This is a genomic window from Bacillus sp. R86525 (assembly GCF_042466195.1).
In the GTDB taxonomy this organism is placed as follows: domain Bacteria; phylum Bacillota; class Bacilli; order Bacillales; family Bacillaceae_G; genus Bacillus_A; species Bacillus_A nitratireducens.
Window position 1 is genome coordinate 401237 of record NZ_JAXHPX010000010.1, and the last position, 19554, is coordinate 420790.

Below are 19554 nucleotides of genomic sequence, written 5' to 3' on the forward strand. Positions count from 1 at the left end.
GATCTGTCTCATTATTTCTTATTTCAGGCCTTAATTTTTAAACTTCAAACATAAAACTCCCACGGTTGGAAGATCCGCCGGTGCCCACTTTAACTCCAATAAATTATTAACATGAACCCACACCAACTCGGCATGCTCAAGCGCCTTAGGTATACCGGACTCTATGTATGCCTTATAAGTAGCAAGATGAACTATAATATTCTCATACTCATGATCCACTTCTTCAATTTTTTCACCAACAGTAATTAAACATCCTAGTTCTTCTTTGATCTCACGTATCAATGCATCTTGCGGCATTTCCCCTTCATTAATTTTTCCACCTGGAAATTCCCAATAGTTCGGTAATGACATTGTAGGAGAACGTAATGCACATAGTATTTCATTCTTCTCATTAAAAATGACCGCTCCAACAACCGATACTTTTTTCTTCATGAATCGTCACTTCTTTCACATCTTATTTAGTACATATACTCTCTATATCTCGTCTTCTTGCTTATATCGCGCCAGCTTCTTCTCTAATTTTGCAACATCTTCATGTAGATTTAAAACATGCAGCTTCCGATGACAATTCGCACATACTCCAACAGTATTATAAATCGTATCTTCTCCATCCTCTGATAGCCATTTCACATGATGTGCTTCTAAGTATGGATGCCCTTTTTTATCTTGGAAAGGAGCATGCTATTTACATAACTCCCATATACCTTGCGCACGTCTTTTAGCCAGCTCAGCTACATACTCATTACGTTGATATACTGTATATTTTGTAAAGCACTTATTATAACCATGAAATACTACCTTTGTAGCTCAATCCTTTCATTTACTTTAACTTATTACTCCCAACAATTTTTTAGCCACTTAATCCTGAAATTCACTCTCTCTATGCCATTTCATATACTGACGCTGTATTTCATTCATTTGGATCTTTAGTCTATCATGTATATTTAAGAAAATTTTTAAATCTTCATCTAAACTGGTCGAAATTAAAATTCTCCCGTCGTCTCCAAAACTAATAAAACCTTTATCAAATAACGCATCATGGTTAGGGCAAAGTAGTAGTCCATTGTTTATATCTAACCTTTCCCTATGATTAGATTGGCTCCAAGGTTTAATATGACTTGCTATTAGAAAACGTTTATCAGAGACTCCACATAGTTTACATTTCTCTTCATTCTTCAACAAATTCTTTTTAAAAATGGATTGTCCAATTCTAGATTTTATAACTTGTTCTTTTTCAGTTTGATCTAATACATACGACAAATCCTTCTCTATTTCTTCCAGAATAGTTTCTTCATCACTACCCCCTATGTATGATAGCTTGTTCCAAGTATCCCCATTTTTTTCTTTAACTATTGTTAATAAATAATCAGCAAGTTCTAGAGTTACTCTAAACAGGTAACCAGTATTACCACGCCCAACCTTATTAAATGGAGCGTATTTTTCACCCTGTAGCTTTAATATGTTTTCTATGAAATCTTTATATATAATAGGAATCTCCAAATCATGGTATTCCACATTTACAATCCATCCTTCTTTTTCCCAGAGCTCAGTCTGTTCCAGTCCAATTGGCTTATCATGAACCTTATAATCTTCTTTTGCAACCAAAATTGATACTAGCCTTCCTTTAAAACTATTAAAAATGATGTCACCTTTTCTTATCATTTTCATATCTGTCCAGTGATGAAATGTTTGTCCCTTGTTATTTTTTTGTGGCGCCCAGAGAAATCCTCCCTCTCCTCCTTATAACTTTTATTTTGAAATACAAGAAAATAATTCATTTTTCTACTCCCCATATATTAGATTGGAAACTTATCTTATCAATATTTAAGTAACTGTTTATATTCAAATAAAATATTATCAAATCTAGTACTCTTTTTCACATGAAACATCTAAATTATTCCTTATTGCTTTTTATGGTACTTCATCCCATGCACAAAATAATTTAAATCATCTTGTCATAGACAATAACGAAGTAACAAATTTGAAATTAGGAAAAAGTGAATCAATTGCTGTGAATGGGAATGTGGATTCTTTTGAAGTTACCAATAACAAAGTGCATGATAACAACATTGGAATTGTTCTTATTGGGCATGAAAGCATATCTCCAGTAGCCGCTTTAGATCAAGCGCGGAACGGAATTATTCGTAACAATATCGTTCATTACTATTCATCTTTCAATAATACTAGTTATAATGAGTATTCAGCTGATGGTATTTACGTGGATGATGGGAAGGAAATTATCATAGAGCAAAATCAGAACTATGAAAATGATCTCGGTATTGAAGTAGCTAGCAAACATGCAGGAAAAAGTGCAAGCCAAATTACTGTAAGAGACAATACGATATCCAATAAAATTATGAGTGGCATTGCAATTGGTGGGTATGATAGTCAGCAAGGATATGCCGAAAATAACACAATTACGAACAATGTGATTTATAAAAATGATACAAAAGATCAAGAGAGTGGCCAAATCGAATTAAATTACGATACCCGGAACAATGTAATTACCAATAACCAAATCTATGCTAGTAATAGCCGTATTTTTATCAGTAATAATTTTAATAAAAACACAGGAAACAAACTGGATTACAATCAATACTATGGTGAATTCGATCAAAATAATGGCTTATGGCAATGGAAAAGAAAAACGTATATCGGATTTACATCTTATCAGGCAGGTATGAATCAAGAGGGAAATGAACAACATAGTGTATTTAGCAAATTGTCTCCTTCATTCAAACTTATTTTAAAATGAAGCAAATTTACTAAAACAGCTTTATCTTAGCTTATTTCATCTCCCCTCTTCTATAAAAGTGAACGTAGAGGAGCTATCAATCTCCATTATTAACAATAGAATTGGCACCTTTTATATATTGCATACAGATGTTTGCAGCTCTCTTTTATCTACAAACCAGGTATTCGCAAATTGGTGTTAATTTGTAATGAAATTTAAACAAAAACCACAAACCCATAGTTTATGGTAAACAAAAAGACTCCACTTTGAAAAATGTTTTAATCAAAATGGAGCCTTTTGTTAGAAATCTGCATTTAGTTTTTATAAAAAAGATTGTTCAAAACTCATGAACAAGTCTATCATAATCATTTACTCATACATGGACTATTCTTCAAACCAAAACAGAACTTCAAGAGGTGCTTTTAAAACCTTTGCAATATCATAAGTAAGTTTGAAAGAAGGGTTATATTTTCCATTTTCAAGATTTCCTATTGTTTCCCTTCTAACACCAACCTCTTTGGCTAAATCTTCTTGCGACATATTTAGCTTTACTCTATATTCTTTCATTCGAGTCTTAAGTGGCATCTTGCATCCCTTTCTTTTCTCTACGCTCAAATATTTCTAAATTGATTAGGAATGTTCCTAAAGGAATGAACACTGAAATTATAACGAAGAACCGAATTATATGTAAACTTTCAAAAATAAAAACACTTAATAGCAGTAAACTACCTAATACTATCGCTACGAAAAAAGCCCTTGTAGCAGCGATGCGAACATGTAGCATAAAAAGCTCATCTGGTACTACTTTTGCATATGAGAAGAAGAAAAAGAAACCGAAAAAATAATATGCCCATGAAATATCACCTAAAAATGTAAATGGACCTAAAAAACCCAAAAAACCGATGAATCCTAAATAAGACAACTTATTTTTCATAAAAACCCCCATGTGATATATTTCGCTCTTTATGTTATGAATATATCACATTAACTTGAAAATAAAAAGGACTGAAAACAGTACAATTTTTATAAACGATACGTCTATTTAATAAAATATCTTCATCTAAATCAATTCTTTTGTTATCAATAGCCCTCAAAATTATTCTTTATATAACAATATTTAAGTTTACATTTTTAACCTTTAAAATACAGGATGTTAAATAAATACCTAAGGAGTTGTTAATATGAAAAAATTTATGGGCATGTTAGCTATGTGTTTTGCACTTACACTAGCATGTTTACCAACTATTTCAAAGGCGGATTCTTCTCCATTACGAAGTGTTAGCATTAGTGCTGTAGGCGATAATAACAAAATGTATAGTGCAAGCAAGTTCTTACTTATCTATTCCTGTTCTTAAAGGCGATTACCTTTATGTGAAAGTTAGTGAAGTAGGTACACCAGATTCATATTCTGAGGCTTTAGCTGTTAATGGTGTTAGATATGCAGGAAGTTCTTTAGACGAAGTCAGTTCTTATACTGGTCCATTCGGATCTGAAAAAACATTTAGATTACGTATTAAGGATTCTTACATCTTCTCAAACACACCAAATTCAACAAACACTATAGCTTTTGAAGCTAGAGTTCCTTTCTCAATGCAAGTATTATCTAAAAGTATATCGGTTCATGTAGAATAATTTATAACATTATTATTAGTAAAAAATACATCCCTATAAGGATGTATTTTTTATTTAATTGAAGAAAAGACGATGAATACAATATCAAAATCTAATTCACATATCATTTGATTATCGGTAGCAAGATCAAAGATGCCCCTACTCTCGGAAAGAAACCTCCTTTTTCTTTTAGTTATTTGCTTGTCCCGAATGTAACAGCGAGGAATTTATATATTCGAGTTTTGATTTACTTTCATTTGAAATGCAAATACCAATACATTGCAACTTCATCGCTTTCTTCATATATTCCTTTATATACTAAAAAATCCAACCCACCTATTACAAACCCACATTTTTCATAGAACCTACATGCTGCTACATTATTATTTTGTGTTTCAAGCATTATACCTGGCATATTGCTTTCTTTTGCCAACTGCGTTGCTTGCTCAATTAACCTCCTACCAACTCCAAGTGAACGATATTTTTTATCCACCTTTATATCTTCTATATAAGCATAGTGATTCCAATTCTTTTTCAATACCATTACTCCTATAATTTGGTCATGTAAAATTGCTATGTAAATTACTTGTTCAGGCTTATTTATATATTCAGTGTATGCTAGTTCATCATCATATTGATCTTGTAAATAACTTTTCTCATAACTTGGAACGTCTTCTACTGTATATTCTATTTGCTTATTTACTTTTGAAAGAGAAAAAAGTAACCGGGAGTTTACTATAAAACTATCATCAATCTCCGGTAAATTGTCTAAATCATCTACTTCTAATTCTCTAATTAAAAGGTTCATCGTATTCTCCTTTACGTGGGACCTCCAATTCATATTATTCCCCCTAGTTCTTTCCATGTCCCTTATTCAATTCTAATTTACTAACTGATTAGCGTTATTGCAAATCAAAATAATAAAACCGCATCTCCAATTATTAGATAACTATCTAATACATTGGAGGTGCGGTTCACTTAGGTCATTGATGTTTCAGCTATTCTCTTTATTTGAAAATTACATCTACCATACTAATTTAATATTATATTCCTGAAGCCAACTATTAACTTGAAGTAAATAATCTATTATACCTCGTGCATCATTACCTGAAATTACTTCGTCTTTTCCTTCTGCAATAGCACGAACTCTTTCTACATTAATTAATGGCAAAATAGGTGATTCAGGATTGTTCAACACATGTAGCATCCAATCACTAATACCTTTTAGATAAGAAGCATCCTTTGTGCTTGGATATGCACTTTTTTTGCGATAAAGTACATCCTCTGGAAGTACATTTTCAAAAGCTCGACGTAAAATACCTTTTTCAATATTGTCTATGCTTTTCATTTCGAATGGAACATTCCATAAGTATTCTACAAGCCGGTAATCGCAAAATGGAACCCGTACTTCAAAGCCATTCATCATACTTGTACGATCTTTTCGTTCTAGCATAAATGGCAAGAAACGTGTAATAAACATGTAAGACATTTGACGTTGCTTCATTTGCAGATCTTTTTCACCCTCTAAAAAAGGAACCTCAGCAACCGCATCTTCAAATTTTTGTTTTTGATATTTTTCAGGGCTAATCTTTTCTTTAAAATCCTCTGATAAAATTTCTGTACTATACCATAAATTAACACTCCAAGGGAATATCTCTGCATCTAAAAACTTCTCTTGATGGAACCATGGATATCCTGAGAACACTTCATCTGCGGATTCGCCTGAAAGTGCAACTGTTGCGTCTTTTTTCATTTCCTTAAATAGCAAATAAAGTGATGTTTCTAGTTCTCCAACTCCAGGTAGATCACGCGCTCGCATTGGAATTAATAAATGCTCTATTAAACTATCTGATCCCAATTCTATAGAGTGATGCTTTGTTCCTACATATTCAGCCACACGTTTCACCCAAGGTTCATCACGATCAAAACGAAGGAAGTCTTGCTCAAAGTCTTTTTCATCATTGATGAAATTCAAAGAATATGTATGAAGGTGTTCCCCTTTATTCCCAAATTCGTTTCCTGCTAAACCTGTTAGACCACTTGAATCCAAACCTCCGGAAAGCATAGATACCACTGGTCTATCAGCAATTAACTGACGTTTAACCGTATCTTGTAAAATGGAGCGGATAGTCTCCACTGTCATATTAATATCATCTATATGGTTTTTACTTTCAAGTTTCCAATACTGTGTCGTATTTGAGCCATTAGAGGTAAACGTCATATAATGGCCAGCACGCACCTCGTGTATATCCTTGAAAATCGCATGACCTGGAGTACGTGTTGGTCCAAGACAAAATATCTCAGAAAGTCCTTCTTTATCTACTTCTGCATCTACAAGTGGGTGCGAAAGTAAAACTTTTAACTCTGAACCAAAGAGAATTGCCCTCCCTCTTTGAGCGAAAAATAAAGGCTTCACACCTAGATGATCACGACCAAGCATCAATTTTCCAAATCTTTCATCCCAAATACCAAAAGCAAAAATCCCATTTAAGTGTTGAACACAATCTTCCTGCCATTCTAAATAAGCATGTAGTAATACCTCTGTATCAGACTTTGTCTGAAATTCATGACCTTTCTCCTCAAGTTCTTTACGTAATTCTTGATAGTTATAAATTTCTCCATTGAACGTAAGACCAATCGTATCATTTCCATCTTTATACAGCATAGGTTGAAGGCCACCTTCAGGATCAATGACGATGAGACGTCGATGACCTAATGCCGCTCGTTTTGAAAACCAATGCCCCTCTGCATCAGGTCCTCTGTGAATGATAGCATCTGTCATTTTTTTTAACGTTTCTTGTTCATGAGACAGGTCTTTAGACCAGTCTATCCACCCTGCAATTCCACACATAGTGTCTACCTTCTCTCAAATAGTATAGAAACCGACTGAAATCAAATATCAGTCGGCTTTTCGTAAAAAATCCGACTAAAAACATCTTTTAGTCATGTTTATATAATAAAATGAATTAAGTAAAAAATCAAATTATTCAATCGATGAGGAGATCGCCATTTCCTTTCACTTGAATTCTCATCGTCCAATTAATAACTTATGATCTCATACTCTCATTTCTATTCTTAAGATGTAAAATCGTATTCTATTATGGTTATATACTAGATATAAGAATGATGTGTGTTATTCTATAAGAAGCAACTAGAGGACTTTTTATTTGGCGTTAATAAATGACAAATAGACTGATAGAGAATGTAATGAAAGAAAACTTCGCTAAATATTTCAAGGATAGGGTGTAGACGATGATAAAATTAGAAAAAGAAAATAAAAAAATGAAAATCATTCAATCTGCCACAATACTGTTCTCTACGCGTGGTGTCCGTAACACAACGGTTGATGAAATTGCAAAGAAAGCTAAAGTTGGTAAAGGAACTATTTATTATTACTATACAGATAAAACTCAAATATTATGTGACTGCTATATGCGTCATATTCAACTTAAACGCTCACAATTATTTGATTTATATAAAGAGGAAAAGGATGTTTTACTACGAATACAAAAAATCCTTCATTATATCAGCCTAGAATATCATCAAGACCCATTTGTTTCTACACTCTTTCAAGAATATAAAGAGTACCATTCACCTGAAATTATAGCTTGTTTAAAAAAATCTGAAGAAGAAGCAATTAAAATGATAAGTAATTTGCTTGAAAAAGGTTATCAGCAAGGGGCTTTTCAGAAGGTACCATTACCGCTAACAGCTTTTATGTTAGTGCGAATGATTTTTAACTATGAACAGGATTATATGAAAGATGATAAAAGTGATAAAGAATTTCTGCAGTTGCTAAAACATATGCTTCTTAAAAACTAGTTTTAATCACATACAAAAGTAATTGTGGTACAAATATATAGAAAAGCACGAATAATGGTGTTTTTTATGAGCTCTTTTCAGTCTGGACAAATATAAGAAATATCCAATGTTTATTTAGGAATAACTAATAAAATCCCAATCCGTATGATTGTCCATAGAGTAATAAATTTTGTAAAGGACCTTTTGATATATTATTGATTTGCTTACCTGAAGAAATTTCTTTAGTTAGGGATTTGCCAACCTTTCTTATTTACTAGCAATCAATTTTAAAAAATTATTCGTTTAGGGGCTACTTTAAAGTCTTAAGTTAATGGGCATGTGGTGGACCCCTACTAATATTCTTGCTTTTAAATTATTTTTAGTATATTATATTTATATGCTAATATAGGAATTACGGTATACAGAAAGGGATCAAATCTATTTGTAAGATTTAAATCCTTTTCAAAGATAAAAAAATTCCACCAAAACGTCATATAACTTATGCTTGTCTTTTTAAGATGTATCTAATAAACACACATTTTTTATCAATACAATTGTGTTTTCAATATAAATGGAAATTTTTAAATAGAGGTTTATTTACTTTCAATGATAGGAGTTAGTGTTCTAAAATATAGAGAAATAAGGCACCATACATAGTACCTGACAAACTTGAGAGGTCTTGTATGTAGTTTACTCATCTCAGATATAACAACAAAAGAGCCTTACCTATCAAGGCAAGACTATACTAGTTTAGTTATATAATATTTACATAACAACTAAGAAACTAAAAACATATAATACCAAGTAGCAGAATCCTAATATTCCTCCTACAGCTAATACCTGTTTAGCCCAATTTTTAATTTTCAGATTACTGTCAATCACTTGCACTCTTTCCATATTTCCTCCTATTAGGGAGAACCCTTAAAGACTCTCACCTCCGTATGGTAACATTAAAGAATGACTAATAGGGATATATTTTTTGCCTAAACCTATAAATATGCAATATTGCATACAAAAATGTATTGTTATATATGTAAGCGCTTACTATAATAAGGGCATAAAGATTCAACACATCTTAATACAAAAACAGAGGAGAGAATATTATGGAAATCGCAATGGCAGTTTTAAAATTTGTAGGTGGAGCAATCCCATTAATTCAAGAACTTCTAAAAGCATTTATGTAATTTCATTATTTAGCAATTCTTTATAAATATTATCATACAAATGATCTGTAAATCAAAGATAAATTAATTTACAGATCATTTGCGTGAGCAAGGTCCCTTTAACATTATTGAGGGGCTTTTTAAAATTTTTAATACGTAGGGTTGGTTAGGTACATCAGGAATACGTAGAATTCTATCAGCAAATGTGTTGGGTCCAATTGCTATGACTAAAATCATAGCAACAACTATGGATAAAATATGTTTGTATTTCTTTTTCATTTCCTATTAGCATCCTTTTTTATTATTTTTGTATGGTCAAATAATCCACTTGCTGATAGTCCAATAATGATTCCTTGAAGTATATTTGATTTAATATCTTGAGACAAAAATAATACGCCTAGCGTAATGCCAAGCGTTAAATTAAATAACGGAATATATTTTGTTTGCAGTCCCATTGTTTTCGCTATTTGTGATAGCCCTACAACAACCCCAATCATTGCCGTAATTTCAATCATTACATACTGCCTCCTTTCATGAGGAAGGCAAGGGCCGCTCCAATAAGTCCACCAATAATAAGGCGTATGATCTATGTTGTATTAGCACTAATCTTATCTAATTGCTTATTGATATTAATAATGTCTTTTTCATTACCTGTTGTCCGCATTTCTAAACTTCTAATCTCTAATCGTATGTCCTTAATATCTTCTCTTATTTCCTGAACATCACCTTTCACCTCTTGTAAACCATCCATATTTCCACCTCTTTCCCACTTTTTATTTAATTTAAAATAAAAAAGCCTACATTGCATACGCTTAACTTTGCATTTCATTATTTAATCCCTTCTGGTTTATCGGTCACCCCAATATGTTCCTCAATAGTATCCTCAGTATCTACTTCTGTAGGAACCTCTAAAGAAAAAGAGCAACCATAAAAATAACTACTCTTTCGTCGAAATCTTATATTACGACTATAACTCACTTTTTCAATACTTTTTGTACACAGCATGTATCCTACAAAAAGGTAACATTAAATTCCATCTAAAAACTTGACAACCTTTCTTATTTCAGCATGTTTGCGTTGGATATAGACTGTACTATAATGCAATTCAAACTCTATTTGTTCTAAGGTCATCCCATCAACATGTTCAAGACCTAGGTTATTTAGATACTAAGTATTTAACAGAACGTACTGCAGGAACTTTTTAACTAGATCTTAAAAAGAAGGATTCAATACTCCTATTAAATCCTTCTTTTCCATTACTCAATACTTCACATATACATAATAAGAACTAGCTGTGATATAGAACACATTACCTCTACTATTCTTCACTTTATATTGTGGTGAACCATTTACAGATACTTTATCAACGATAGTGAACCCTAAACCTTCATCGACAGTTCCTACAACATCACTATCAGCCCAGGAAGCTTTTGAATAGAATCGTAAGTCATTCACTTTAGAAACTACATGTTTACCTTCCACAGATGAAGATTCTTCTTTATAGCGAATGTATGATGAATCGTTATAAATCCACTGATTCCCTCCAAGATTCAACCAGTTTCCTACTTTACCCAAGACTTTATATGATTCACCCTTTTGTAGCTTACGAATGACATCATTGCTTGTGGATGGTCCAGATCGAAGGTTTACATTTAAACCATCGATATAAGCTAATCCCGTTACATCCGTTACACTTTCAGATGGTTGTTGTGGTTTTACTTCCACAGTGACAGAATGACCATTATATGCTTTTAAAACATCAGAACGGAATTGAGCTTCTGATACACCATGTGAAGCAAGATACCCCTGTGGATCCTCATGATCTGTACCGCCTAATTTGTATGTGATATCTTTATGAGTCCATAATCCAACACTCGGATGGATATTTCTATCTTTTAAAATTTTCGCAAGTAACTTTACATATCTTTCATACGATTTTTTGAATTTAATTGGGTCACTAGTCTCAGAAAGTTCTACATGTACAAATCTAGCATTTGCCGCTGGACCTGCACCCCATGCACGATATTTAGTAGAAGCGATTTGAATTGTTTCATCCCAATCCGTTGCATAATGAACGAATGCATTTCTCCATGTTCTAGCTTCATAATTTCTAATATTGATAGCAGGTGCTTCTGGTGTCGCTGTGGAATGTGCTACTACTCCCTCATATGCACCCACACCATATCTATATCCTTGCTTAGGTAAATCTGGAATAATCATTTCTCTATCTGCAAAAGCACTTGCGGAAGAAGAAAATAAAATAATACACATGATAAATAACGCGCTACATTGTTTCATTAATTTTTTCATTTCGTATTTTCCCCTTTAATATTTGCATAAACAAAAAGAGCACCTCAATTGAGACTGCTCCTTTTACTATCACTTTTTATATTTGTCTTTATTTAATTTTTTTCTTTTCTAGATTTTGATCTTCTAATTTTCGCCTCTATTTCAGAAGATACACTTTCTAACAACCAAGTAGGAATCCATTTATCCCAGCCAATCCGTACACAATTGGCTGTAAAACTATTAAAAATATGATAAATTAAACCACCCGTTACCATAAAAAAGAAAAATTCTGGTAGTTTAAATGCAATATCAAATAAATGCGCTAAAGAAGGTAATAAAAAAAGCACCACAGTTCGTGCAATGCCCTCAATTCCATATTGTGATGAATACGTACCATCTAATTTTGAAGCCTTACTACCAGTTATCCAATCTAATATAACTACCCATACCAAAATGATAATCCAAATTAAATTCATCTTCCCATACAGAAAATTAAATAATGTTCCTAATCCACAACTTATAACACCACCTACTTTAAATTGAGTACTTGTAATAACATCACTTATATTCAATACTTTTATGAGTTCGTGAATTCTTTCCAAGTCCTCACCTCCTTTCAAATTTTAGTCATAATAAAAAAGCCTACTGTTGTAAGCTTAGAATTTACATATTTAGTCTCTTCCAACAATGCTCTAATGGTTCTTGGCGAGGGTAGCTCACTTCTTGTTTTGAATCATTATTTACTATTAAATCCTCACAAAAAATCATTCCGTTTCGTTTTAGAGGTTTTCTACTTCCGATAAAAAAAATATCGTCAATAATTTTGCCGCTTCTTTGAACTAAATTTCTCTTTAATGATAGGAATTCAGGCTCAAAAATAATACCTTTAAAGACAGTAATGATAATCACCTCATTCAATACGGAATGCTAACGAAGCAGGTAAGGAACCATAACTACCAGTTGCATTTATATATTTATATTTATGGATTTCGTTATTTCTTTCAATCTCTAATATGTCACCATTTACTATTTGCGAATTACTAGTTTGATATATTCCTTCTAGCTTACCACGAACACCATAACTATCTGATAAAATATAAAACGGAGATAGTAGAAAGGTATTATCGATATTTGGATTTAATCCTGTAGGTATTTGCACCCAAGTACTACGATATGATTGTGACATAGTTGTATCGTTAGATCCTTTTGGGCGATTAAAAGTAAGGCCATTGTTACTGGTTGAATAATTTCCACTCCAAGCACTAGCGTACCAAACTAAAGCACGTGTATATGGTTCATGTTTTTCTTCTAGCATTAATCCCCCTAGTGCCCCAATATATGTAACAGCAGGAGCTAATCTTGTGCTTATAGGTGGAATTGTACAGGTTATAAATTTTTCCTTATCAACAAATAGATAGAATTCAATTTCAGTATCTATAGCGATTTGAGGACCATTTGAAGCGAATCCATCATTGTAATTCCTTCCCCGGAACCAACTAGTCGGCCAAGATTGATCGGAACTAGTCCCACGGCCTTTCTCTTTATCGTATCCATAACAAAATTTAAAGAAGGCATCAGAATATATCGTTGATCTAACGTCAAAATCTATTTTTTTTGGGCTTTCCTCCATATTCCTTCCATCATATGGTATAAGTTCGATATAAATATTTTTTTTACCATCATTGCCATTCGAATACATAACATAGACATCATTTGAAGTTGATTTCCCTTCATTTATCTGTTTCCAACCAACACGTAACATCTCGTTAATAACCAGATTAAATATATCCTTTTTTAACGGTGTGAATCTTTTAAAAATATGTTCTTCCATAAAAGACACTCCTTTATTTTAAACTTACTGCTTTAATAATTAACGTAAATAAGGCCGGTTCATTTCCTTTGTTTTCAATATACAAATGTGCAGAACTTGTTGTATCTTTATCTTCGCAAGGAATGGCTAATATATCGTAAGTCTTCTTTTCTTGAAGACTCTTATATATCTGCAGACCATCCTTTTTCTTATCAAAAATTGTAGTGATAGCTTCAACGTTCTTGCTGTTTGTTACATGTATAGTTCGAATGTCAAATTTATTAAATTCCATATTAATTGAAAGGTATTGAGTTTGTCCTTTTTGTACAAGTATTTGCTCAGATTTTTCAATAAGTACAGGGGATGAACTATCACCTGTTCTTCCTTTGGAACGATTAATTTTCATTTCAGTACCCATATAAACACCTCAATCATGTTGCAATTTAATGTTAAATAAAATAGGCTCAAAACCAATGTAGTTTAAATCTTTAGTTACCAGCACCCAAAACTCCCTAAAACTATTTGCGCCTAATGTATTTATTGAAATTTGTTTTACCATAGCTAAGTTATCTAACGAAATATCTGCCCACGTATATCCCACCTTTTCCATGTATTGCTCAATAGAAATTTTTAGATTTTGCACGGCTACAGAATTTTCATTTTGGACAATCATTTTAATGATTCTTTTTCCCTCAATCATATAGCCTAAATCAGTTGGATCAGTATCGTTTAATTCTTTAGAGTCCATTATGATTTTTATAGGGGAACCCATATTATAGATGTCACCGCCATAAAATAGAGTTTTCTTTTCTGCAATAAGTCTATTTTGTTCATCGTAAACTTCAATGGACCCTTGAAACTCTAAAGATGGTAAGTTTATATCTATACCGGTATTTAATTTGCCCACTTGATTAATAGATAGTGTAGTGCCATTTTCATCTTTTAAAATTACTCTGTTATTTGGGAACAGTTGTCTTAACTTTAATTTGTGGCCACTCGTGATAATGATACGATCAATATCTAGTGGCTTGTATGGATCTGCGACACCTTTCTTTAATACAACACCGATTTTAGTCGCTTCTAATTTGTCGCTATCTGCATAATCAAGAGTAGCATCCACTTTGCTGTAAAAGTCCCATTGTTCACCAATAGAAGTAGCAAGCCATTCCTTGTGTTCTTTAGAACTATTCATAGAATGAGATTCAAGAAATTCTATTTTATTATCAGCATTTTGATATATGATCAATCCGCCCTTATCCTCTTCAACATCAGGGGTATAATCAGCAATGACTTGTATTGCTATATCTCCCTGCGGCTTATCGATTAATAACATTACATCTCTATCAGCCGAATGATTCAATCTCATAAAGCCTTTTCTCGCAGCAATACTAAATGAATCCGAAGGTGATATAATCCATTCCGGGTTTATAGAATTAAAATCATCTACGAGGATTTTTCCGCTTTGCTTTTTGTATAACGAAACTTTTGGTCTAGGCGGCAACAACTTTCCGAGATCATCGATATCTAAGGCATCTAAAGTACTCGTATCATCTGCATATAAGACCACATTATGAGTTGCGTACTGTAGATCGTTTTTTTCATATAAGAGAATAGAATATTCCCCCCAAGAATCGGGATCATCCATCGTATAAGAACCACAAATTTCACCATCTATCTCGACATAAACAGTGCCAGTCCAATATCTACTAGTACCGCCTATTATACGAAGCTTACTACCCTCAAATGAGAAACTTATTTTTGATTTACCACTACAAACATGGTATTTACCGGAATAAGCGGCTGCAGAAGATAAATTTATTTGCCAATTACCTTCATACGTAATAAAAGAATTGTTATCATCATAACGCTTCCAACCTGGTTCTGGTTCTTTTAGAATATCCCCTATCTTAATAGGAGGAGGAATTATATCTCCTCTTAAGATATCAAACGCATCCATTTCCATATAACTCCCCGTTAGTTTAATCGTATGAACTCCCTCAGACAACCCTACCTTTTCATAAAATAACACTTGGTTTTTAATCATCAAAAAGTTACCTGATGAATAGCTCCCTGAGGGAATTCCATCTATCTCAACAAAAACATCTGGTGATCTATTCATTTGCTGGGTGGTAATTACTCGAATACCTGTACCATTAAACGAAAATTCTACAGAACCTTTGCTTGGATCATCACGTTGACACATTCGTGTTTCGTTGTAACTATTTGGTACTACGCCCCTTGAAAGTAAATACCAGTTTGTACCTTTGTAAGAAATAAGGGGGGTTGTATCATCGAATCGTTTCCAACCTGGTTCTGGTTGCTTTAAAATATCCCCGATTTTCGCCATTTTATTTCTCCCTATCTTGTTTTCTTCCAATTAGAATTTGTCCACCATGAAGAACGGCTATGACGTAACCATAATTTTGGTTTTTCTTTTTGAACTTTTCTATTTTCATCAACTTCAATGATTTCAGTAGGGTAAATATCATTAACAAGAAAATCATCAAATTGCATGTACTCTGTATCAATGAATTTATTAATAATAAACCTTTCACTTTCGGTAATTTCAGTATTAATTCCAAGAACTTTCTCGAATGGTTCAAATTCCTCTACTGAACTTTCTATGCAAGTATCACTATTAAATCGCTCGAATTCTTCTATATCAGTTGCTACACGTACATTTCTATCAAATGTATCTAGTTCTTGTAATAAAGACTGCTTTACAGGTGTGTCAGCAGCATCATAATCATTAGCGATTTGTGAATCTAATTCTAATACAGGTCTTTTAAAATCTATTATTCCGGAAACATCCGTCATAATATTTGGTGCGTAACGCTCCATATCAATGGTATCAACGATTCCAGAATTTATAGTAACTTTAGAACGATCCATTATATCGGACAACACCGTCGTTGCTTGCAACTCCCGTTTAACCCTTTCAAATAAATCATAATCGGGTAAATAAACAGGTAGTCCCATACCTTCAAATAAATCCATCTCTTCATTTTGGGCTTTTACTTCGATGATACTTCTATCTGCTGTAGAGGATTCTCCCTCTATAACATCAATTTGTTTGGTTTCTCGTGCGCTCAATTCATCTGTTGTAATGTATGAATGGATATTTTGTGATTTCCTATTAAATCCCCGTGATTCAATGGAATCTGCTATTATTTCTGGTAATACTTTGTGAGCATTGGTTTCATTGTCTAGTATGGTATGGATTAGTTCTTTTTCACGAGTAGCATTATCAAATTCAATAATATTTTCTGCAATAAGATCCCGAGTTAAAACAAAATCACCTGCAGTATCGACTACATCAATAGGAAGTTCACGGCTCTTATCATCCATCAATTCCATTCCCTCTATAGAATTCCCGGTTAATTCATTTGTAACTCGAATTGATTGTGTTTCATCTTCAATTTCACTTTCATGACATAAGTGAATTTTATTTGCGTGTTCATAAAGCACAGAGGATGCTATCAATTCATTTTGAATTCTTTTGGCATCTTCTATATCAAAGATTTCTAGTTTTAAAAACAAGTTTTTTCGCATTGATGTTTCATAGGTTACAACTGCCGCTATTGTTTCTATCTGTTCTCTTTCAGCTAATTCGAATGATATTGCCCCCCCGTCAATTTGAATAATATTTCTATCTGCAGTATCAATTTTTGCATAGTCTGCTTTTAATTCTCTTTGGATTCTTGCAAATAGATCATAATCAGGTAAATAAACCGGTAGTCCTAGATCGTTAAATAGATCATATTCTTCATAAGAAGCAGCTACTTCATGAATACATCTATCCGCATTTTCTAAAGGATGTGTTGTTACCGTAGCTAACTCTTTAATTACAATCTCACCCGTGTCATTTTCAAACATACTTGACTGCAGTTCTTTCTCTTTTCGGTCTGCTAATATACTTTCGTAGAATTTTTCTCCATACAATACACGAGCTACTTTTACCCATTCGGGAAGTTCTTCTACTTCTGTAGCAAACTCACGAATTTTCTTATGAAGAAGCTCTTCTTCTATGACTTCATTCATTTCATATTCGTCTGTAGTTCTAGACACAATAGATTTATTTACAATTGTAATTTCATGTGTATCAAATGGTTTATCTACAAGTTCTTCTGTCGCATGGTCCATATCAAAAATACGTCTCCGCTGCTTTGCTGACTCATCATCTGTAATATCTATTGCAAAGCATTTTGATTGTACGGAGTGTTCCATTTCAGAAATATCTATATTAACATTACGGTCTATACTAAAAGCGTTTAACGTTATCATATTTGCTTCAACTTCAATGTCCCTGGAAGCTTGGTTAATTACATCAGAGAAGACACCTTTAATCCTATTTACTTTTGTTGCAAATACATCAGCAGAATCTTCTTTTACAGCCTTAAATCTTGAATTAGGCGGCATACTTACAGGAAACTCATACTCATTTTTCCCAAAAGGATTAGTAATTGAAATTGAAATACAATAAGTCTTTTCATATGGTAAGCCTGGACTAACAGAAACTATATGATTTTTTTCATTTATAAATAAAGAAGGGGCAGCAATTGAATACTTTTTCTCATTCATCTTTTGCCTTCCCCCTTTCTTGTTTAAATATCTTCTTTATAGATTGCTAGGCCAATTGGATTAAAAGGCGTAAACTTACTTGTGAATGGAGAAACCGCTGTTGTTGGCAATGTGTAGCGATATAATTGCGCCATTTGATAATTAGCTAGAATTTCACCACCAGGGAATTCCTTAAAAGTTACGGTTTTATCATCCGGATTATAGTCATAAGCCGTTTTAGGAACTTCCTTACAATCCATGAATAGATTCAATGTATCTCCTTTTGGTTTGTGCTCTAAATGGAATATCTTTTTGGTTCCATCGCCTTTACCGATTACTTCATCCGTTACAGTTTTTTCGATTTCAAGCTCGTCTGCTTGTTGAATATTTTTTGGGTGTACAGCATATACATCGTCAAGTTTCCCTACATATCCATCATTAGGGTGTACGATATAAATTTGTGATAAATGGTATTTACCGCTATACATAGAAGGGTTAAATCTCCCTTGTCCACTATCGATATCGGCATTATGAGTAATAAACGCAAGGTAATGCTGCTGATACATAGATCCGGTTAATGATTGGGACAAAACAGGCGTAAGATTTCCACCGGATGTGTTTTCACCATAGTCCATATTTGCATTACCGATTTTTTTGGTAGAATTGTTGAATTCTTCCCCAGAACGGCAGCCGCCCATAATAATTAAATTCTTTTGCGGTTTATTATCAAATGTATACATTCTTCCTATGTACAATGGAACAAACAAAGCTCGTACAGGGCTTGGTGTTGGATCAATTCGCATAAACATTACGACACGATCTTTATGAGCGTTACCGTACATGTAAACAACAGAATCACGTTTCCAATCCTTTGTGAATCTTTGCTCGGGTGTCAAACTTAGTACTGTATATGGAGAAGCATTCACAAAATTGATAGATGTAAAGATTTCAGCTAGGACTTTAGATGTACTTTGTACGTCAAATGATGTCTTTGCAGCTAGTATTTCTGTTACATCGCTACCGTTACTAGATTCTAGCAAGCGTGTGCCTGCAATTTTTATGTTATCTGCACTTGCAGGAGCAACTTTGAAAATAATAGTATCGCCTGTAAATGTATAGTTGTTTGCCTCTAAAATTGCTCCGTTTTTGTATACTGCAAAACGGCTTTCATCAAAATCTGGGTATGGTAATTTAAAAGCTGTTTTTGTACCATTACCATTGCCTAAATCTGCATCTGAATCACTAATTTTCACTTCTTTTTCAATAAAGTATCGAGTGTACGTAAAGAAAATAATATCATTCGTTGGTTCATATGCATCGTTAGTTAAACGATATTCCCCTGTCACTCTAGCCCCTTTTGCTACTGGTTTATTAAATTTAATTAATCCGGTTCGACCATCCACTGTATAAGTGTTTTTTTCTTGATAGATACTATTTATATAAATAGATAACGAACTCGCAATGATTGGAGAAGTAGGAATAATAAAGTTTGTTTTCTCCCCATCTCCCACTCCAAAGTCTCCTAATCGTGATTCTGTGGCTACATATCTGGAATCTGCGAAATCTGAATCAGCAGTATCATATGC

At 33.2% G+C, this 19554-nt stretch carries 16 protein-coding genes and 6 pseudogenes; 4 read left to right on the forward strand and 18 right to left on the reverse strand.

Going from position 1 to position 19554, the window contains the following annotated elements:
* Positions 1–30: 30 nt before the first annotated feature.
* The 3 genes and pseudogenes from SJY24_RS31960 to SJY24_RS31970 form a co-directional block, all read right to left on the reverse strand.
* Positions 31–432: a (deoxy)nucleoside triphosphate pyrophosphohydrolase gene (locus SJY24_RS31960; protein ID WP_377867603.1), complete on the reverse strand. Its 402-nt coding sequence runs from the start codon at positions 430–432 to the stop codon at positions 31–33.
* Between the two features lie 42 nt (positions 433–474).
* Positions 475–648: pseudogene (locus tag SJY24_RS31965) on the reverse strand (HNH endonuclease); the annotation flags it as partial.
* 210 nt (positions 649–858) lie between these two features.
* Positions 859–1662, reverse strand: coding sequence for an HNH endonuclease (locus SJY24_RS31970; protein WP_377867605.1), 804 nt, complete (start codon positions 1660–1662; stop codon positions 859–861).
* Positions 1663–1903: 241 nt separating this feature from the next.
* Here SJY24_RS31970 and SJY24_RS31975 point away from each other — a divergent pair.
* Positions 1904–2755: pseudogene (locus tag SJY24_RS31975) on the forward strand (right-handed parallel beta-helix repeat-containing protein); the annotation flags it as partial.
* Positions 2756–3118: 363 nt separating this feature from the next.
* On the opposite strand, the gene SJY24_RS31980 reads toward SJY24_RS31975, so the two are convergent.
* Together SJY24_RS31980 and SJY24_RS31985 are read right to left on the reverse strand one after the other, a co-directional pair.
* Entirely contained in the window at positions 3119–3319 is a 201-nt protein-coding gene (locus tag SJY24_RS31980) for a helix-turn-helix transcriptional regulator (protein ID WP_001128812.1), read from the reverse strand.
* On the reverse strand, positions 3309–3668 hold the full coding sequence (locus tag SJY24_RS31985) for a DUF3796 domain-containing protein (RefSeq protein ID WP_200509731.1): 360 nt from the start codon (positions 3666–3668) through the stop codon (positions 3309–3311). Before SJY24_RS31985 ends, SJY24_RS31980 begins: the two co-directional genes overlap by 11 nt.
* Before the next feature lie 247 nt (positions 3669–3915).
* On the opposite strand from SJY24_RS31985, the pseudogene SJY24_RS31990 reads away from it, so the two are divergent.
* Positions 3916–4366, forward strand: a pseudogene (locus SJY24_RS31990) (hypothetical protein).
* 232 nt (positions 4367–4598) lie between these two features.
* On the opposite strand, the gene satA reads toward SJY24_RS31990, so the two are convergent.
* Positions 4599–5153 (reverse strand): streptothricin N-acetyltransferase SatA, encoded by a 555-nt coding sequence (gene satA, locus SJY24_RS31995; protein WP_377867608.1) that lies wholly within the window; start codon positions 5151–5153, stop codon positions 4599–4601.
* A 216-nt stretch (positions 5154–5369) separates the two neighbouring features.
* Complete coding sequence (gene asnB / locus SJY24_RS32000) at positions 5370–7196, reverse strand: asparagine synthase (glutamine-hydrolyzing) (RefSeq protein ID WP_377867609.1); 1827 nt, start codon at positions 7194–7196, stop codon at positions 5370–5372.
* 401 nt (positions 7197–7597) lie between these two features.
* Between asnB and SJY24_RS32005 the strand changes: the two genes are divergently transcribed.
* Positions 7598–8167, forward strand: coding sequence for a TetR/AcrR family transcriptional regulator (locus tag SJY24_RS32005; RefSeq protein ID WP_377867611.1), 570 nt, complete (start codon positions 7598–7600; stop codon positions 8165–8167).
* A gap of 744 nt (positions 8168–8911) precedes the next feature.
* Here SJY24_RS32005 and SJY24_RS32010 read toward each other — a convergent pair.
* Positions 8912–9043 (reverse strand): hypothetical protein, encoded by a 132-nt coding sequence (locus tag SJY24_RS32010; RefSeq protein WP_377867613.1) that lies wholly within the window; start codon positions 9041–9043, stop codon positions 8912–8914.
* A gap of 100 nt (positions 9044–9143) precedes the next feature.
* Between SJY24_RS32010 and SJY24_RS32015 the strand changes: the two are divergent.
* Positions 9144–9330: pseudogene (locus tag SJY24_RS32015) on the forward strand (hypothetical protein).
* Positions 9331–9465: 135 nt separating this feature from the next.
* Here SJY24_RS32015 and SJY24_RS32020 read toward each other — a convergent pair.
* The 10 genes and pseudogenes from SJY24_RS32020 to SJY24_RS32065 form a co-directional block, all read right to left on the reverse strand.
* Positions 9466–9588, reverse strand: a pseudogene (locus tag SJY24_RS32020) (N-acetylmuramoyl-L-alanine amidase); the annotation flags it as partial.
* The gene (locus tag SJY24_RS32025) at positions 9585–9824 is read right to left on the reverse strand and encodes a holin (RefSeq protein WP_377867615.1); all 240 of its coding nucleotides are present in this window, start codon (positions 9822–9824) and stop codon (positions 9585–9587) included. The gene SJY24_RS32025 and the pseudogene SJY24_RS32020, both read right to left, overlap by 4 nt.
* A pseudogene (locus SJY24_RS32030) lies at positions 9824–10060 on the reverse strand (hemolysin XhlA family protein). The gene SJY24_RS32025 and the pseudogene SJY24_RS32030 overlap by 1 nt, the downstream one beginning before the upstream one ends.
* Positions 10061–10569: 509 nt before the next feature.
* Positions 10570–11619: an N-acetylmuramoyl-L-alanine amidase gene (locus tag SJY24_RS32035; RefSeq protein WP_377867617.1), complete on the reverse strand. Its 1050-nt coding sequence runs from the start codon at positions 11617–11619 to the stop codon at positions 10570–10572.
* Between the two features lie 92 nt (positions 11620–11711).
* Entirely contained in the window at positions 11712–12200 is a 489-nt protein-coding gene (locus tag SJY24_RS32040; protein ID WP_377867619.1) for a phage holin family protein, read from the reverse strand.
* 308 nt (positions 12201–12508) lie between these two features.
* Positions 12509–13429, reverse strand: a complete 921-nt coding sequence (locus tag SJY24_RS32045) for a hypothetical protein (RefSeq protein ID WP_377867621.1) — start codon at positions 13427–13429, stop codon at positions 12509–12511.
* Between the two features lie 13 nt (positions 13430–13442).
* The gene (locus SJY24_RS32050) at positions 13443–13826 is read right to left on the reverse strand and encodes a hypothetical protein (RefSeq protein WP_377867623.1); all 384 of its coding nucleotides are present in this window, start codon (positions 13824–13826) and stop codon (positions 13443–13445) included.
* A gap of 9 nt (positions 13827–13835) precedes the next feature.
* Positions 13836–15755: a cell adhesion protein gene (locus SJY24_RS32055; protein WP_377867625.1), complete on the reverse strand. Its 1920-nt coding sequence runs from the start codon at positions 15753–15755 to the stop codon at positions 13836–13838.
* A gap of 11 nt (positions 15756–15766) precedes the next feature.
* Complete coding sequence (locus SJY24_RS32060; RefSeq protein WP_377867627.1) at positions 15767–17989, reverse strand: hypothetical protein; 2223 nt, start codon at positions 17987–17989, stop codon at positions 15767–15769.
* 23 nt (positions 17990–18012) lie between these two features.
* Positions 18013–19554, reverse strand: a 1542-nt coding sequence (locus SJY24_RS32065) for a hypothetical protein (protein WP_377867629.1), incomplete at its 5' end; no start/stop codon positions are given.